14 protein-coding genes are annotated in these 17,686 nt (G+C 56.6%); 11 read left to right on the plus strand and 3 right to left on the minus strand.

Going from position 1 to position 17,686, the window contains the following annotated elements:
- The first annotated feature begins 139 nt into the window (after positions 1–139).
- The gene (gene ssuE / locus MKZ15_RS02980; RefSeq protein WP_213623647.1) at positions 140–682 is read left to right on the plus strand and encodes an NADPH-dependent FMN reductase; all 543 of its coding nucleotides are present in this window, start codon (positions 140–142) and stop codon (positions 680–682) included.
- Between the two features lie 169 nt (positions 683–851).
- Positions 852–1,454, plus strand: a complete 603-nt coding sequence (locus MKZ15_RS02985; RefSeq protein ID WP_155608287.1) for an AAA family ATPase — start codon at positions 852–854, stop codon at positions 1,452–1,454.
- Between the two features lie 60 nt (positions 1,455–1,514).
- On the opposite strand, the gene MKZ15_RS02990 is transcribed toward MKZ15_RS02985, so the two are convergent.
- The 3 genes from MKZ15_RS02990 to MKZ15_RS03000 are packed head-to-tail and all read right to left on the minus strand — an operon-like array spanning position 1,515 to position 6,036.
- The gene (locus MKZ15_RS02990; RefSeq protein ID WP_339819729.1) at positions 1,515–2,591 is read right to left on the minus strand and encodes a substrate-binding domain-containing protein; all 1,077 of its coding nucleotides are present in this window, start codon (positions 2,589–2,591) and stop codon (positions 1,515–1,517) included.
- Positions 2,566–4,236: a response regulator gene (locus MKZ15_RS02995; RefSeq protein ID WP_339819731.1), complete on the minus strand. Its 1,671-nt coding sequence runs from the start codon at positions 4,234–4,236 to the stop codon at positions 2,566–2,568. The genes MKZ15_RS02990 and MKZ15_RS02995 overlap by 26 nt, the downstream gene beginning before the upstream one ends.
- 3 nt (positions 4,237–4,239) lie before the next feature.
- On the minus strand, positions 4,240–6,036 hold the full coding sequence (locus MKZ15_RS03000; protein WP_193416688.1) for a sensor histidine kinase: 1,797 nt from the start codon (positions 6,034–6,036) through the stop codon (positions 4,240–4,242).
- A 248-nt stretch (positions 6,037–6,284) separates the two neighbouring features.
- Here MKZ15_RS03000 and MKZ15_RS03005 point away from each other — a divergent pair, with 248 nt between their 5' ends.
- The 9 genes from MKZ15_RS03005 (at position 6,285) to MKZ15_RS03045 (ending at position 17,650) form a co-directional block, all read left to right on the plus strand.
- Entirely contained in the window at positions 6,285–7,355 is a 1,071-nt protein-coding gene (locus MKZ15_RS03005; protein ID WP_193416687.1) for an ABC transporter substrate-binding protein, read from the plus strand.
- Between the two features lie 23 nt (positions 7,356–7,378).
- Complete coding sequence (locus MKZ15_RS03010) at positions 7,379–8,890, plus strand: sugar ABC transporter ATP-binding protein (protein ID WP_339819735.1); 1,512 nt, start codon at positions 7,379–7,381, stop codon at positions 8,888–8,890.
- The gene (locus MKZ15_RS03015; protein ID WP_339819738.1) at positions 8,887–9,921 is read left to right on the plus strand and encodes an ABC transporter permease; all 1,035 of its coding nucleotides are present in this window, start codon (positions 8,887–8,889) and stop codon (positions 9,919–9,921) included. Before MKZ15_RS03010 ends, MKZ15_RS03015 begins: the two co-directional genes overlap by 4 nt.
- Positions 9,914–10,876, plus strand: coding sequence for a galactofuranose ABC transporter, permease protein YjfF (gene yjfF / locus MKZ15_RS03020; RefSeq protein WP_155608282.1), 963 nt, complete (start codon positions 9,914–9,916; stop codon positions 10,874–10,876). Before MKZ15_RS03015 ends, yjfF begins: the two co-directional genes overlap by 8 nt.
- Before the next feature lie 131 nt (positions 10,877–11,007).
- The gene (locus MKZ15_RS03025) at positions 11,008–12,075 is read left to right on the plus strand and encodes an ABC transporter substrate-binding protein (RefSeq protein WP_339819741.1); all 1,068 of its coding nucleotides are present in this window, start codon (positions 11,008–11,010) and stop codon (positions 12,073–12,075) included.
- Positions 12,076–12,220: 145 nt separating this feature from the next.
- On the plus strand, positions 12,221–14,029 hold the full coding sequence (locus MKZ15_RS03030) for an ABC transporter ATP-binding protein (protein ID WP_339819742.1): 1,809 nt from the start codon (positions 12,221–12,223) through the stop codon (positions 14,027–14,029).
- On the plus strand, positions 14,007–15,947 hold the full coding sequence (locus MKZ15_RS03035; RefSeq protein WP_339819743.1) for an ABC transporter ATP-binding protein: 1,941 nt from the start codon (positions 14,007–14,009) through the stop codon (positions 15,945–15,947). The genes MKZ15_RS03030 and MKZ15_RS03035 overlap by 23 nt, the downstream gene beginning before the upstream one ends.
- Positions 15,947–16,702, plus strand: coding sequence for an AAA family ATPase (locus MKZ15_RS03040; RefSeq protein WP_155608279.1), 756 nt, complete (start codon positions 15,947–15,949; stop codon positions 16,700–16,702). Before MKZ15_RS03035 ends, MKZ15_RS03040 begins: the two co-directional genes overlap by 1 nt.
- Before the next feature lie 81 nt (positions 16,703–16,783).
- Positions 16,784–17,650, plus strand: coding sequence for an SDR family oxidoreductase (locus MKZ15_RS03045; RefSeq protein WP_339819745.1), 867 nt, complete (start codon positions 16,784–16,786; stop codon positions 17,648–17,650).
- The last annotated feature ends 36 nt before the right edge of the window (positions 17,651–17,686 follow it).

Raw genomic sequence — 17,686 nt, forward strand, 5'->3', positions numbered from 1 at the left:
GGCTCGCCCGCGTGGGGAAGGCGCCCCGGCTTGCATTGACTTTTCATTCAAATCTTGATAGCATCGTTTTAAAATTTAGGGAATTCGTCGGGGATTCGAGGGAAGGCGAACGTCCGAATGAGACAAGGGGAGAATCCAAATGAAAGTTACGGTGATTAACGGCAATCCAACACTGGGGTCCCGGCTGGGAGCGGTGATCGCGTTGACCGAGGAGCTGTTGCGAGGGGAAGGCTTCGAAGTCAGCCATTTGAACGTGGGGGAGTTGCCGCCGGAGGATTTGATCCACACCAAATTTGAAAGTGAAGCGATCGTTAAAGCGAATGCGCTGGTGGCTGGAGCGGACGCAGTGATCGTCGCCAGCCCTGTCTATCAAGCGTCGTATACCGGCGTATTGAAGACGTTCTTGGATCTGGTGCCGCAAAAGGGCTTGGCCGGAAAAGTGATTCTGCCGCTCTTTATCGGGGGGAGTCTTGCTCACCTGCTTACGATTGATTACGCATTGAAGCCGGTCTTGTCCGTGCTGGGCGCACGTTATATCTTGGGCGGCGTGTATGCGGTGGACACCCAAGTGGCGCGCACCGAAGCGGGTGGTTTCGAAATCGCCGAGGAGCTGCGCAGCCGACTGGAGGACAACGTCAAGGAGCTCGCCCGGGAGACGCGGCTGCGGCAGCAGCAATCCTAAGCCATTGCGATGGCGTGCGGAACACGGGCCTCAATCGCCGGTTTCGGGGAGATTTCCCGGGCCGGTTTTTTTGTGGCGGCCAGCCAACGGCGCAAACGGGAGAAAAAATGTTACAATAGGACAAAATACATAACTGCTCGCAATTGCCGAAGGAGGATATTTGGACATCATGCTGAAATTGGTCTTTTTCGTAGGAGTCGCTGGAACGGGGAAAACGACGGTGGCCCGCAAGTTGGCAAGACGGATACCGGCGGCTTTTTTGGACCGCGATACCGTAGGGGGACGCTGTGTGGAGAAAATGTTGGAGATGAACGGTCTGGACGTGAACGACCGGGACTCCGAATTTTACAAGAAGCATCTGCGTGATCTGGAATACGATACGACGCGGGACATCTGCATTGAAAACTTGGCGGCCGGCCAAAACGTATTTATGATTTCTCCATTCACGGCGGAACTGAAAAACAAAGCGTGGCTAGAAACGCTCCTTCAAGAGGCGGGATTGTCCAAAAGGGAAGTGGACGTCAAGGTTGTGGTCGTCGCGCTGAAGGACATGGAGACCCAAAAGGAAAGAATTATTGACCGTCGCACGGACCGCGATACCTGGAAGCTGGAGCACTGGGATGATTTCAAGCACCGTGTGCAGTTCGTACCGGAGATCAATTGGGACATCCCGGCTTCCTCTATCCTAGTGTTCGACAACAGCGGGGATTTGACGGAGGAGAAGGTCGACAGCGTTTATCGCTTTGTTTTGGGAGAAGAAGGACAAGCTTAATCAACGACAAAGAAGCCCTTTCCGCGGTTGTGCCGCTGGAAGGGCTTTTGCTTACGCCTCTTACTTCGTTTTGGATGCCATCGCTTTGGGTGAGCTATCGATGACCGTCCACCCGGTATCACTAATGGCGGGAACCGACTCTCCACGGGCCAACCGTAGCAATTGGCCGACCAGCAATCCACCCCACCCATCCTCATTTTGCGAAAGCACGGAAGTGATCTGTCCGTTGCGCAAGCCCTCCTTCATTTCCGGCGTCATATGGAAGGCCACGGCATAACGGTTTAGTCCCATCGCTTTCCAGACGAGCACGGAGGCGGAGCTGGAGGTAAGATCGACCGAGATGAAGGCATCGAAATGGGGGTGGGCGTCAATCATCGCTTCCAGGTCGGCCAGCGCCTTGCCGTCGTCCCCCTCGTTGTGGCGGATCTCCAACACCTGGATATTCGTTTCGTCATGCAAAAAGTCCAGCAATCCCTCCAGCCGGTCCCGATCCTGACTCATCGAAGAAACGCCGGATGCGACGAGGACCATGCCTTTATCTTTCATCCGTTTCTGGATCACGCGGCCCATTTCCGCCCCGGCCTCCACGTTGTCCGTGCCGATATAAGCCGAACGTCGGCTATCCGGGGCGTCCGATTCAAAGCAGATGACGGGAATTCCGGCGTCTACCGCCTTGTTGATCATCGGGGTGAGTGCGACGGAATCGATCGGGGAAATCGCGATACCGTCAACCTGCTGCTGGATCATCGTCTCCATCATATGGATTTGCTGTTCTACGCTTACCGTTTCGGGGGCTTTGACAACAAGCCTCACCTTTTCGGGAGAGCCCGCCTCTTCCGCAAGCCGGGTGATTTCCTCATAGAAAGGATGCGCCATCGGATAGATGATGCCGAAAATGTACTTCGGCGCTTGGAGCTTAGACGAAGTTGAAGGCGGAAGGACGGCGGCAGGGACGGCGGTTGAGACCGTAGTGCTTGCACCTCCACCCTCCGCGACAGACGCCGGAGCCCTCTGGCATCCCGTGAGCGCCAACACCAACAGCAAACCCAACGCCGGCCCCAAGGTACGTCCGCTCATCAGCCTTCCCAACCAAGCGCCCCCTATCGAGCGTTTATTCCAGCGACTCTGAAACGGCATGATCATGCGGCTCCTCCCTTGTGAGGCGGATGCTGGTTTTGACAGCGGTCAACGCGCCATGTTTACGGAATTCGGTTGTCGTCATCCCGGTCACCCGCTTAAATAGGTTCGAGAAATAATGCGCATCGCTATAGCCGACCTGACATGCGATTTCATACGTTTTGCATTGCGTCGACTGCAGCAGCTCCATCGCTCTGCGAATCCGTGTTTCCGTCAGAAACTCAATAAACGTTTGACCGGTTTCCTGACTGAAGATTTTGCTCAGGTGGCTCGGGCTCATGCTGACATGCTCGGCGGCATGCTGCAGGGAAATGTAGCCCTTGTCATAATTGGCGGCGATATAATCCTTCACCCGATGAAGTAAATCAGCGTAACGGTCGGTGGATCTGGCGCGCCACAACCAGAATTGTTCCACCAGGTGGGTCAAATAAGCGCAGGCTTCCTCCCAACGGTCCACCGCTTCGATCCGCCCCTGAAACGACCGGAGGCTCTGGCCCGAGTCCCCGGGTCCCCGGATGGACTCCTCGGCCACCTTGAACACCTCCAACGTCAGGTCGTTCAGGATGTAGTAACCGGTCAGAGAGGCATCCCAATCGATCGACTGAAGTACGGCGGCGAATTCAGGGATAAAGGAAGACAGTTGCCGGGAGGTTCCGATCTTTAGAAACCGAATAAAGGCCTGCCGGTCCAGCAAAATATTGTGTTGAATGGAGCTGCGCGTCGCCTCCAGCAGGTTTTGCCGGTTTTGCCTCGTGAGCCGTAGCCAGTGAAGCGATTCCTCGGCTTCGAGAAAAGAAAGGTGAATGCCCTGGATACGCTCATGTCCCGAGCCGATCCCGAGGGAAAGCGGGAAGCGGCAGGCCGGTTCTTCGAGGATGGCCTGCACTCGGCGAAAAGGCTCCAGCAATTTCTTGATCGCACTTTCCGTATCCCCTTTGACGATACATACCTTTTTGGTCCGGCTGGCTGGATACTGCAGCATCTGGCGATGATCGCACTCTTTCCGAATATGCTCTAACAGATCGGTCCAATCCGCGGCACCCTCGACATCCATTTCTCCGGTTGAAGGTTCCGCAGGACGCAGATCGATAATCGTTACGGCATACCAGCGGGCAACCAACGGAACCGATAAAGTTTCGGCCGTTTGAATGGCCTCCGGTGCGGACAACATCCCTCCGCATAAATCGCTTAACAGCTTGTGCCGTGAATTCCCGGCTTTCTCCAGTTCCCGGCGCATCAACCCCGCGAGCTGTTCCTTTTCGCTTCGCTCCTTATCGATCTTGTCGCCTACCGCCCGAAGCAACCCAACCAGATCCGAGGCGCTGATCGGTTTCAGACAATACTCCTCCACGCCAAGGCTGAGCGCTTTTCTGGCATAATCGAATTCCCCGTGTCCGCTCAAAATAATGATCTTGATTTGAGGGAATTTAGCGCGCACCACATGGCATAACTCAAGGCCATTCATAAACGGCATTTTAATGTCGGTGATCAAGATATCGGGCTGCAACTGCTCGATCATCGGCAGAGCCATCTCTCCGTCGGAAGCGTCGCCGAGATAATCGAACCCTTCCCGTTCCCACGGAATGCAATCCCGAATGTTCTCCCTGACGAGAATCTCATCATCGACGAGCAGCACTTTCTTCATCGGTCATTCCTCCTTGCCTCTTGGAATGGATATCGTTACGGTCGTGCCTTCTCCGGCAACGCTGTCGATCACGACCCCGTAGGGTTCGCCATAAAAGAGCTTGATCCGCTGATGGACGTTATGAAGTCCAAAGCCGCCCGACACTTCTTCGCCGGTTTCCACGGGCAGGCGTCCGTTCAGCAAATCGCGGCGCAGCCGTTCGAGCTTATCCGCAGGAATTCCGCACCCGTTGTCCCTTACGGTTAGCTGAAGCTCACGCCCGGATTCCTGAGCAGATACCGTAATCATTCCTTTGCCCCGCTTATTTTTGATGCCGTGATACAGCGCGTTTTCCACGATCGGTTGGAGCGTCATTTTGAGAACGGAGCAGGGGAGGAGATGCGGCTCCACCTCGATCCGGTACTCCAAAATATCACGATACCTCATCTGTTGAATGATCAGGTAGCTGTGGACATGTTCAATTTCCTTCTCCAAGGGGATCCAGTCGCGCCCGCGATTTAAGCTGATGCGGAACAGTCGGGAGAGCGATTGCACCAACGTGATGACCCTGTCGTTCTTGCCCGCCTCCGCCATCCACAGGATCGAATCGAGCGTATTGTACAGAAAGTGAGGGTTGATCTGGGCTTGCAGGGCGCGCAATTCGGCTTTCTTGATCTCTTCCTGTTCCCGGATGCTTTGCTCGAGCAGGGCCTTGATTTTCCCAAGCATAATGTTAAAGCTGCGCCCCAAGTCAGCGACTTCATCATTGCCTGCGGGCGTGACCTTGGATTCCAGAAAGCCGGATGCGGCCAGCTTCATCTTGTTCTTCAGCAGCTTGAGCGGGCGCGTGAGCCGGGAGGAAATAAAAAAGTGCAATGAAACGGCAAACAAAATGCTCAGCGCCACGCTGACGATGATGAGTTGCCGAATCGAATCGGCCTCTTTGACGATTTCGCGCAAGTTGACCTGGCCGATGATTTTCCAGCCAGCGGCCTGGGGGGAGGAGGCGAAGATGAACTTCGGCCCTCCGTTCGATTTATCGACATAACTGGTCAAAGCGCCGGTAGCCATTCGGGCCAAGACGTCCCGCTCCGGCAAGACCTGATCCGGGACGAGCCCGGACGGCATGAAGATGGGACGTCCGCTGGCGTCGACGATATAGAAGAATCCGGTTTCGCCCACTTTGACCTCGTCGCAGAATCGGCTGACCGCCGAAGCATCTACATCGATGACGATGAAGCCGATCGTTTCGTGCGTAATCCGCTGTTTGACGGCGGCCATGATCGAAATGGCGGGTTTCTCCTGAAGTCCGTCGGGATGGTCCAACGTCAGGGCGTCAAGCGGAGGGACGGTGAGTACGACATCAGGATTGTCGATTAAATAGGCGAAATGGGGATTACGCAGCGGGTTTTTATCCAGCACAAATACACCGCGCCGTTCGCTGATGCCCCTCCCATACAGGTTGATCATGGTAATATTCAGGACGCTTTCATATTTGTAGGTTTGACGGTAGGAGTCGATCGTCCGCAGGATCTCTTTGGCATCCTCATAGGTGTCGTTTTGCGAGTAGAGAAAATGCAGCACCTGCGAATGGTTGCCGAGTTCAAGCAATTTACTGCTGTCGGTGAACAACGTTCCCAGGCTTCGCGCCAGTTGATCCGCCGTGAGCACTGCGCTGGCTTTGCTGTTCTCGTAGACCGTGTTGTAAGACTTCTGATAAGCGACCAACCCGATGGCGATGAGCGGAATGACCGTCAGGAACAGGAACATCAGGAGGAGCTTCGCGCGCAGGCTGGAGGAGATCCAATTGATCAGCTTCATGGGAGGCCTGCCTTTCAAGAAGGGCTCTTTTGATCCCATATTATGAAGCAACCCCCTTGAAAACGCAATCATTCATAAAAAAACAAAGGAACGCCGCAAAAAAACAAACTGGACAGATCGAAGTGGAGTATAGAAACGAAAGAAAACGCAAACGTCTGCGATGAAACTCCGTATCTCGAGAGGATGTAAGCGTTTTATAATCGGATCACGCCAGACCATGGTGATCCAAAAAGGGGAGGAATTTGAAGATGGTTTCGATCAAAAAATCCGGACTGATTGTTGCGGCATCCTTGCTGCTTCTTTTGGCGTCCGCATGCGGCGGCAGCGGCTCGGGCGGGAATGCCCAGGAGCCGGCGAATAACGGCGGCAAACAAGCGGAGCAATCCAATTCGGCAAGCAACACAACGACGGAAAACGCGAAGGACACAACGGCGGAAAGCAAAAAAATCGTGCTTGGATTTTCGCAGGTTGGCGCGGAAAGCGGATGGAGAACGGCGAACACGAAATCGATTCAAGATTCGGCCAAAGAGGCCGGCTTCGAGCTGAAGTTCTCCGACGCCCAGCAGAAGCAGGAAAACCAGATTAAAGCGATTCGTACCTTCATCCAGCAGAAAGTGGATGTCATCGCTTTTTCGCCGGTGGTGGAGTCGGGTTGGGATACCGTGCTGAAGGAAGCGAAGGACGCCGGGATTCCGGTGATTCTGACTGACCGAGCGGTCGATTCTCCAGACGACTCGCTGTACAAGACGTTTATCGGTTCCGACTTCGTGGAAGAGGGACGTCGGGCTGGACAATGGCTGGTGGATCGATTCAAGGACTCGACCGAGGAGATCAACATCGTGGAGCTGCAGGGAACGACGGGTTCCGCACCGGCGATCGACCGCCAAAAGGGATTTGCGGAAGTGATCGCGGCGAATCCGAATCTGAAAGTGATTGCTTCGCAAACCGGTGACTTTACGCGGGCGAAGGGGAAGGAAGTCATGCAGTCCTTCCTGAAGGCGAATAAGAAGATCGATGTGCTGTATGCCCACAATGATGATATGGGATTAGGAGCCATCCAAGCGATTGAAGCGGCCGGGTTGAAGCCGGGTGAGGACATCCTCATTATCACGGTGGACGGGGTCAAAGACGGGTTCGTCGCGGCCAGCGAAGGCAAAATCAATTTTATCGTGGAATGTAACCCGCTGCTGGGACCCCAACTGATGCAAGCCGTTCAAGATGTCGTCGACGGTAAGGAAATCGAGAAGCGGATCGTGACCGAAGAAGGCGTGTTTACTTCTGAAGACGCCAAGCGTGAGCTGCCTAACCGGAAGTATTAAGCGAGATGAAGGATATGGAGCCTATGGAACCGATTCTGCACATGTCGGGGATCCATAAAACATTTCCCGGCGTAATAGCACTGAAAAATGTGAATTTCCGGCTGTTTCCCGGTGAGGTGCATGCGCTGATGGGCGAGAACGGTGCCGGCAAATCGACCTTGATCAAGGTGTTGACCGGGGTTTACGCCGCGGATCAAGGCCTTGTTGAGATGGTAGGGTCACCGATCAGGGTGCATAGTCCGCAGGAGGCGCAGCTTGCCGGCATCAGCACCGTTTATCAGGAGATCAACCTTTGCCCGAACTTGTCTGTTGCGGAAAATATTTATATCGGCCACGAGCCTTACCGGTTCGGCCGGGTCCGTTGGAAGGAAATGAACCGGAACGCGGAGCGTCTGCTGAAGGAAAGGCTGCATTTGGACATCGATGTGACCCGTTCGCTCGAAACTTATTCGGTTGCGGTTCAACAGTTGGTCGCCATTGCACGGGCGCTCAGCATTTCCGCCAAAGTGTTGATTCTGGATGAACCGACCTCCAGCTTGGATCAGAGCGAGGTTCGGCAGTTGTTTGCCATTATGCGGAAGCTGAAAGAAGAGGGACTGGCGATTTTGTTCGTCACGCATTTTTTGGATCAGGTCTACGAAATCTCCGACCGCATTACGATCCTTCGCGGTGGGGAATTCATGGGGGAGTATCTCGTGAATGAGCTTCCCCGCATCGAGTTGGTGTCGAAGATGATCGGCAAAGAACTGGAGCTGCTGGAGGAATTCCCAAGCTCGGCGGCGGACGGCGGTAAGCCGGAAGGCGAATGGCTGTTGAACGCGGCGGGACTGGGGAAGCAAGGGTCAATCGAGCCCTTCGATTTGCAGATTCACCAAGGGGAGATTGTCGGGTTAGCCGGATTGCTTGGCTCCGGTCGGACCGAAATGGCCCGCCTTCTCTTCGGGGCCGACCGGCACGATCAGGGAAGCCTTCAAATGGCCGGCAGCGGCGGGAGTATTCACTCCCCCCGTCAGGCCATAGACGAAGGCATTGCCTTTTGCTCCGAGAACCGGAAGAAGGAAGGCATTATCGACGATTTGACCGTTCGGGAGAACATCGTATTGGCGCTTCAGGCGGCGAAGGGGTGGTCTCGCGCAATTCCGCGCAAACGCCAAGAGGAAATTGCGGAGGAGTATATCCGCTTGCTGAATATTCATCCGCCCGATTCGGAGCAATTGATCCGCAACTTGAGCGGCGGCAATCAGCAGAAGGTTCTGCTAGCCCGATGGCTGGTGACCGAGCCCAAGCTGCTCATTCTGGATGAGCCGACCCGCGGAATCGACATCGGCGCTAAGACGGAAATTCAGAAGCTGGTACTGACGCTGGCGGAGAAGGGGATGAGCGTGTTGTTTATCTCTTCCGAGCTGGAGGAGGTGCTGCGGGTGAGCGATCGGATCGCCGTGCTCCGCGACCGCCGGAAGGTGAAGGAAATGAAGGGCGCCGAAATGAATCAGCAGCAGGTGATGCAGGCGATCGCCGGAGGGGAGAAGGGATGAGAAAACATCGTTTGGTATGGCCTTTGCTCGTGCTCGCCTTGTTGCTCTTGTTTAACTTGATTTATTCGCCGGACTTCTTCTCCATCAAAATGCGGGACGGCCATCTCTACGGCAGTTTGATCGACATCCTGAATTTTGGTTCTCCGCTAATTCTCGTGGCGATCGGGATGACTCTGGTGATTGCGACCGGAGGCATTGACCTGTCTGTCGGCTCGGTTGTAGCGATTGCGGGAGCGATGGCCTGTCTGCAGATTAGCCGGGCGACGGACCAGAATAGCTTGATTCCCGTTCTGTGCGCCGTCGGCCTCGCGCTGGTTCTGTGCGCCGTGCTTGGCCTCTGGAACGGATTTCTGGTCTCCCGGGTCGGCATCCAGCCGATCATAGCCACCCTGGTCCTGATGGTAGCCGGGCGAGGGATCGCGCAGCTGATTACAAACGGACAGATCATTACGGTACAGAGCTCCAAGTATCAATATCTGGGAGCCGGATTTTGGCTTTCGCTGCCGTTTTCGATCTTTGTGGTTGCGGCTGTATTTGCGGTCGCCTCCTTGCTGACCCGCAAAACCGCATTAGGACTGTTTATCGAGGCGGTCGGCTGCAAGCCCACGGCCAGCCGGTTGGCGGGTGTCCGGTCACGGACGGTGACCTTGGCCGTTTATTCGTTCTGCGGCTTATGCGCAGGGATGGCGGGTCTGCTTCTCAGCTCCAACGTTTCGAGCGCGGACGGGAACAATGCCGGGCAATGGTACGAGCTGGACGCGATTTTGGCCGTGGTTGTCGGCGGGACTTCCTTAAACGGGGGGCGATTCCATTTGGCGGGGACACTGGTGGGGGCGCTGATTATTCAGACGCTGACGACAACGATTTACATGGTGGGCGTACCGCCGGAAATCACGCTGGTCGTTAAGGCGGTTGTCGTTCTCGCGGTTTGTTTGATCCAATCCGATCAATTCCGGGCTGCCCTGAGCGGGAATCGGAAGAAGCCAGGAACGCCGACTGCGGCGAAACCGGGGGTGAAGCCGCATGCTTAAACGTAATTACATTCCGTTAGGGGTAACGATCGGCCTGTTTCTGCTGATGTTCGTCGCCGGCTCGTTCCGGTATACCGGGTTCTTCTCCGGGCAGGTGCTGCTCAATCTGCTGATCGACAACGCCTTTCTGCTTATTACCGCGGTCGGCATGACCTTCGTGATCGTGTCCGGGGGGATCGACTTGTCGGTCGGCTCAGTGATCGCCTTGACGACGATGGTTTCCGCGAGCCTGCTTCAGCAGGGGTGGCCGCCCGCGCTCGTGATTTTACTCGTTCTGATCATGGGGACGGGATTCGGAACGGCGATGGGGGCGGCGATTCATTATTTCAACATTCAGCCGTTTATCGTGACGTTGGCGGGGATGTTCCTGGCCCGCGGCCTGTGCTACGTCATCAGCATCAACACGATTACGATCGATAATGCCTTTTACACGGCGGCGGCCCAGACGAAGATCAAGCTGCCGGGCGATCACTTCGTATCCATTAGCGTCATCATCGCTTTGGTCGTGGTTGCCCTTGGCATTTATTTGGCCCATTACACGAAATTCGGACGAAACGCGTACGCCATCGGGGGGAGTGAGGCATCCTCTTTGCTGATGGGGTTGCCGGTAGCCCGCACGAAATTGATGGTCTACGGCTTCAGCGGACTTTGCTCCGCATTGGCCGGTGTTGTGTTTACATTCTATATGCTGTCCGGCTACGGACTCCATGCGAACGGGATGGAGCTGGACGTCATCGCCGCCGTGGTGATCGGCGGGACGCTGCTTACCGGCGGCGTTGGGTATGTTGTTGGTACTTTCTTTGGGGTCATGATTCAGGGCGTGATTCAGACGATTATTAGCTTTGAAGGTACCCTTAGCTCTTGGTGGACGCGGATCGTGATCGGCGTACTGCTCCTGCTGTTTATCTTGCTGCAGAGGCTGCTTGGTGAGCGTCGGCTGGCCGAGCGAGGGTAAGGAACGAACGGGGAGGCTTACGAAAAAAACCTGTGGCGAAACGCTCAGGTTTTTTTCGCTCTTTTCCGGTGAAATCGCTTGTGATAAGCTTCCGGTTAATGGGATATCACGAAATAGGGGGAAGACGTGTTATGCGTAGGCGCAATCGCTTCACATTATGGAAACCCATGCCTCTTCTGGCCCTGCTTGCTCTTCTGTTCATCTTCTCCGGCTGCCAGGCCGGAACCGCGGAGGAGACTTGGGTTCACCCTGAAGCGGATCAAACGGCCATGACCTATGTCACCTCGGGGCCTGAGCTTTCCTCAAGAGAGCCGGCTGCGGAGAAACACCGCATTGTGCTGGGGTTCTCCCAGCTCGGTTCGGAGAGCGACTGGCGGAACGCGAATAGCCAATCGATCAAGACAGCGGCCAAAGAGGCGGGGATCGAGCTGCTGTTTGAAAATGCCGAGCAATCTCAAGAAAAGCAGTTTGAGGCGGTCCGCAGCTTTATCTCGCGCAAGGTCGATGTGATCGCGATCGCTCCGGTTATTCAGACCGGATGGGTACCGATCCTGGACGAGGCCGAGGAGGCCGGAATCCCGGTGATCATCGTCGACAGGGCGGTCGATGCGTCCAATTACGTGACTCTGATCGGTTCCGATTTGTACGAAGAAGGGAAGAAGGCGGGCAAATTCCTGCTGGATAAAATGGTTGGTCACCCCGGGCCAATCCAAATCGTGGAACTGAAGGGGACGGAGGGCTCGACGCCGTCCATTGATCGCGGCCGGGGATTTGCGGATACGGTTCTCGGGGATAAGAGATTCAAGGTGCTGGAAAGTGAGCATGCCGATTTTACGCTGGAACAGGGGGAGAAGGTCATGCGCTCTTTTTTGCAGAAACACGGTGGAGAGATGGATGTGCTGTACGCTCATAATGACGATATGGCGCTGGGCGCCATCAAAGCTATCGAGGCTTACGGGCTTAGGCCGGGGAAGGATATCGTGATCATTTCCGTCGACGGGACGCGCAGGGCGCTAAAAAGCATGGCCGAAGGCAAAATCAACGCGGTGGTCGAATGCAATCCCCTGCTTGGACCGAATCTGATGCAGGCGGTGAGAGAGCTGACGGAAGGGCGGACGCTGCCCAAAAGGATTGTCACCCCTGAAACCGTCTTTACTGAAGTAACCGCTGAATTAGAGGTGGATAACCGAGAGTACTAGAGCGGCCTCCCGGTGAATTCGGTTCGGATTCGGATTGCCAAAGTCTATCCTAAATACACAAGCACCCCCAACTGTTTTATAATAAAACAGCAGAGTTTACCAATTTGGCGATTCTTACGGAATCACCCGGACTGGAGGAATCAGGATGTCCGTTATGACCGCTATTTTTAGAAAATACCGGGTTGCCGCCATTTCGGCGATCGTCATGCTGCTGATTGAGCTGGCGGTGGAGCTGGTTCAGCCGCTGATCATCTCGCGGATCATCGACCAGGGGATTCGGCAGCACGAGGTGTCCGTCGCCTGGATTTGGGGCGGGGTGCTGATGGCGAGCGCATTGGTGGCGTTTCTCGCCGGGATTACCAGTTCCTTCTTCGCCTCGCATGTGAGTCAAGGCTTCGGTTATGACCTGCGCGACAAGCTGTACGAAAAGGTGCAATCCTTCTCGTATGAGGTATTTAACCGTTTTGCGGCTTCTTCGTTGATCACCCGGCTGACCGGGGACATCACGGTTCTGCAGGATGTGATTTTTATGTGCCTGCGCTTTGCTTCGCGGGTGCCGCTGGTTGTGATTGGGAGCGTCGTAATGGCTTTGGTCGTCCATGCGAAGCTGGGGCTGCTGCTGACGATTACGGTTCCCGTGCTGCTGGGATTTGTCCTGTGGATGATCCGTAAAGCGTCCGCTTTATTTCGTACGGTGCAGCGGCGCACAGACAGCGTCAACGGCCTGATTCAGGAAAATCTGACCGGCATGCGCCTCATCCGTGTCTTCGTGCGGATGTCGCATGAGATCGGGCGCTTTGAACAGCGCAACCGGGATTTGCGTCAGGGCACAGTCGCCGCGCTGAAGCTGACGGAGACAACGATGCCGTTCCTGCTGTTCATCATGAACGCCGGGATCATTGCGGTGCTGTGGTTTGGCCGGGTCGAAATCGCGGACGGGGGCGCCAGCATTGGCGAAGTCGTCGCCGTTATCAACTATTCGCTGCGGACGATCGGCGCGTTATCGGCGTTATCCTGGATCATGAGCTCCCTGTCGCGGGGAGCCGCATCAGGCGGACGGGTACGCGAAGTGCTGGAGGAGGATGATCCGGCCGGGGAGCGCGAAGGTCGTTTGACGGAGGCGGTTGGTGAGAAAACGGATGGAGAGTTGGGGGCAACGGCGGAGATGGCGGCAGCAGCAGGAGTGTCACCGATCCAAGGCCGCATCGAGTTTAGCGAGGTCTCCTTCCGTTATCCGGGCCGCGACGTGATGGCGCTGGAGCACGTATCGTTTACGGTGGAGCCGGGGCAGCGAATCGCCATCATGGGCGCGACCGGTTCGGGGAAAACATCTCTGGTGCAGCTGATCCCCGGCATGTACGAGCCCACGGAGGGAACGATCCGTATCGATGGGATCGATATCCGCGAGCTCGATCGGAGACGGCTCCGACGCGCCATCGGTTATGTGCCGCAAGAGGTCATGTTATTCTCCGGAACGATCCAGGAGAATATTGCCTGGGGCCGCGAGGATGCGACGCTGGAGCAAATTCAGGCCGCGGCTCGGCAGGCGCAAATTCACGAGACGATCGAGCGACAACCGCACGGCTACGAGACGCGGCTCGGTCAGCGCGGCGTTAATCTGTCCGGCGGGCAGAAACAGCGTTTGTCGATCGCCCGGGCGCTGGTGCGGCAGCCGGCCATCCTGATTCTGGACGACAGCACCAGCGCGCTGGACGTCCGCACGGAGGCAGCTTTGCTGGAGGAGATCTCGAGCCTTTCTTGCACGACGCTGCTTATTACTCAGAAGATTAGCTCGACAGCTACGGCGGATTTGATTCTTCTTATGGATGACGGGCGGCTGATTGCCAGCGGGAAACATGAGGAGCTGCTGCAGCATTCGGAATTGTATCGGCGGATTTGCGAATCCCAGCAAGGAAAGGAGGCGGATCCCCATGCCGTTCAAGACCTTCACTGAACCGTTTCGCCATCCGTACCCGAAGCTGGGTCCATCCTCGCAGGCAACGCAGGGCGGAGGGGCTCGTCAGGACGCTCCGTCTGCGACGGCGGCTGCGCCGCGCCGGCCCGGACATGGCGGCGGACCCGGCGGCGTAAGGCCCAAGGTGCGGGCTAAAAATTGGTCAGGCACGTTAGGGCGGATTTGGAGTTACCTATCTGCCCATAAAGCCCGGCTGGCGACCGTCTTGCTGATGGTTGTCTTCAGTTCGGGATTAGCACTGCTAGGCCCATACCTGGTCGGGATGGCAGTGGATGATTACTTGGAGTCAGGTGGCGGCCGTCCTTGGGTAATGTTCCTCATCGGATTAACGCTGGTGTTTGCCGGTTCGTCGCTCACGTCCTGGCTGCAAAACATCTGGATGATCGGAATCGCTCAGGAGACGGTGTACCGCATGCGCTCCGAGTTGTTCGCCCAGTTGCATCGGCTGCCGATTCCGTATTATGGGAAACGCCAGCAAGGCGAGATCATGAGCCGACTGACCAATGATATGGACAATGTCAGCTCGACGCTGAACAGCTCGGCGATCCAGATTTTCTCCAGCGTACTGACACTGGTTGGCACGGTCGCCGTGATGCTGTACCTCAGCCCGCTGCTGACGCTGCTGACGTTCCTCGTCGTGCCGCTGATGATGGCCGGGATGCGATGGATCACGAAGCGGACGGGGCCGCTGTACAAGCGGCGCCAACAGGATCTTGGCAACCTGAACGGTTACATTGAGGAGACATTGTCGGGGCAGCGGATCATTAAGGCGTTCTCTCAAGAGCAGCGAGTGCTGCAAGACTTCCGCGAACGTAACGGGGCAATTCGTAGCTCCAGCTTCTGGGCACAGACGATATCCGGCTTCATCCCCAAGCTGATGAACGGGCTCAATAACCTGAGCTTCGCGATCGTGGCCGGGATCGGCGGGGTGTTGGCGGTTCAGGGGAGTGCCGGAGTGACCGTCGGGGTGATCGTTGTGTTCGTTGAGTATGCACGGCAATTCACCCGGCCGCTGAACGATCTGGCGAACCAGTGGAACACGTTGCTGTCGGCCATTGCCGGCGCGGAGCGGGTGTTCGAGGTGCTGGACGAGGAGATCGAAGCTAGCGCCGAGGAAGAGACGGTAGAGCTGTCGTCCGTTCGGGGCGAGGTGGTCTTCTCGGACGTCTACTTCTCTTATGAGGAAAATGGAAACGAGGTCGGCGATACGTTGGAGGAGATTAGCTTTACGGCAAATCCGGGCGAGACGATCGCATTGGTCGGGCCGACGGGGGCCGGCAAAACGACGCTGATCCAGTTGCTGTCGCGCTTCTACGAACCATCGCGCGGGACGATCACGGTCGACGGCCGCGATATCCGGACGATCCGGCGCGACAGCCTGCGTTCGCAGATGGCGTTCGTGCTGCAGGAGTCCTTCCTGTTCCAGGGCACGATCCGCGACAATATCCGCTTTGGTCGATTGGATGCGACCGATGCGGAGGTGGAAGAAGCCGCCAAGCTGGCGAACGCACACTCCTTCATCGTGCGGATGCCTGGCGGCTACGACAAGGTACTCGGCGCAGACGGCGGGGGCATCAGCCAAGGGCAACGACAGCTGCTGGCCATCGCGCGGGCGATACTGGCGGATCTGTCGATTCTTGTACTGGACGAGGCGACCAGCAGCATCGATACCGTGACGGAGATCAAAATCCAGGAAGGCCTGCAGTGGTTGATGCAAGGCAGAACGAGCTTCGTGATCGCTCATCGTCTGAACACCATCCGCCAGGCCGACAAGATTCTGGTCTTGAAGGAAGGCCGCTTGATCGAGCAGGGCTCGCACGAGGAGCTCTTGCGACGACACGGGTTCTATCATAGCTTGTACCACGGTGCGCTGGAAGGGGAAGGGAGCGACGTTTAATGGAGTTAAACGCCTATCTGCGGAGGATCACGCTGCAGCGGCAGGAGGTGCCGACGTTTGCCGACTATCCCTTTCATCTGCCCGCGATCTCGTCGCTGGGTCAGCTGGAGTTCCACCCGAAAGTGACGTACATCGTCGGCGAAAACGGGATGGGCAAATCTACGCTGCTGGAGGGCATCGCCGTCGCCCTGGGGTTTAACCCGGAAGGCGGCACGATGAACTTTAGCTTCGCGACGGCCGAGACCCATTCCGAGCTTCATCGCTATCTGCGTACCGTAAGGGGGCCGATGCGGCCGCGGGACGGGTTCTTTTTCCGGGCGGAGAGCTATTATAATCTGGCGACGGAAATCGATAATCTGGATCGGGAACCAAGCTTCGGTCCACCTATCCGGGACTCTTATGGCGGAAAATCGCTGCATACAATGTCGCATGGCGAATCGTTTTTCGCCGCGTTCATGAACCGCTTCAGCGGGCGCGGTCTGTACATCTTGGACGAACCGGAGGCGGCGTTGTCCCCGTATCGGCAGATGGCGATGCTGGCGCGGATTCATGAGCTGGTCGGACGCCACTCCCAGTTCATCATTTCCACGCATTCGCCGATCCTGATGGCGTATCCGGACAGCCTCATGTACGAGCTCACGCCGGACGGGATCGAGGAGACCACGCTGGAAGAGACCGATCATTACATCATCATGAAGGAGTTCGTCAATCATCGGGAGGGTATGCTAAGGGAACTGTTGCGAGAAGATCATTGACTTCCTTATCTAGTGTAACTATAATGGTTACAGGTAGATCGATGGCTTCATGGCAACCCAATCGATAAGGAGGATTCCAGGATGAAGATTTTAGTGACAGGGGCGACGGGGCAACTCGGCGCAAAGGTGGTAGAAGCGTTGCTGGCAAAGGTGCCGGCAGAGCAGCTGGCGGTCAGCGTACGTGATCCGGAGAAAGCCCGCGCGTTTAGCGCGCGGGGTGTAGACGTACGCCGAGGGGATTTCGAGGACCCCGCTTCGTTGGAACCGGCATTTGCCGGCGTGGAGCGGCTCTTGATCGTATCGACGCAAGGCGATAACGACACGCGGATCCGCCAGCACTTGGCGGCCGTTGCGGCGGCGCAGCGGGCGGGGGTTCAGCTCATCGCTTATACAAGCGTGGTAAATGCGGCGCATAATTCACTGGAGCTGGCGCCTGTTCACAAAGCGACCGAGGAAGCGATCGCGAAGACGGGAATTCCTTATGTGTTCTTACGAAACAACTGGTATATCGAGAACGAAACCGGCACGATCCAAGGTGTTTTGGCTGGAGCGCCGCTCGTGACTTCCGCTGGAGAAGGCAAAGTCGGCTGGGCTACACGTGAGGACTATGCGCAAGCGGCAGCAGCCGTGCTGACCGGCAACGGGCATGAGAACAAAATCTATGAGCTCTCGGGCACGCCGATTCCGCATGCCGAGCTGGCCCGGATCATTGGCGAGGCCCTGGGCCGTGAAGTTCCGGTCCAACACGTCGACGATGCGACTTACGCCGATGTAATGCGCGGTGCGGGCGTGCCGGAGCCAGTGGTGCCGTTCCTCGTCTCCATTCAGCGCTGGATCCGCGAAGGGGCGCTGGACGTTCCGAGCGGTGACCTGGAAACTCTGCTGGGCCGTCCGGCAACCCCGCTCGTTGAAGCGGTACGCGACATCGTGAAGGATCTGCAAGCCTAAACAACGAAAGCCCTGTTTCCGATATGGAACAGGGCT

Origin of the sequence: Paenibacillus sp. FSL R7-0216 (assembly GCF_037969915.1) — a bacterium.
Taxonomy (GTDB): Bacteria; Bacillota; Bacilli; order Paenibacillales; family Paenibacillaceae; genus Fontibacillus; species Fontibacillus rhizolycopersici.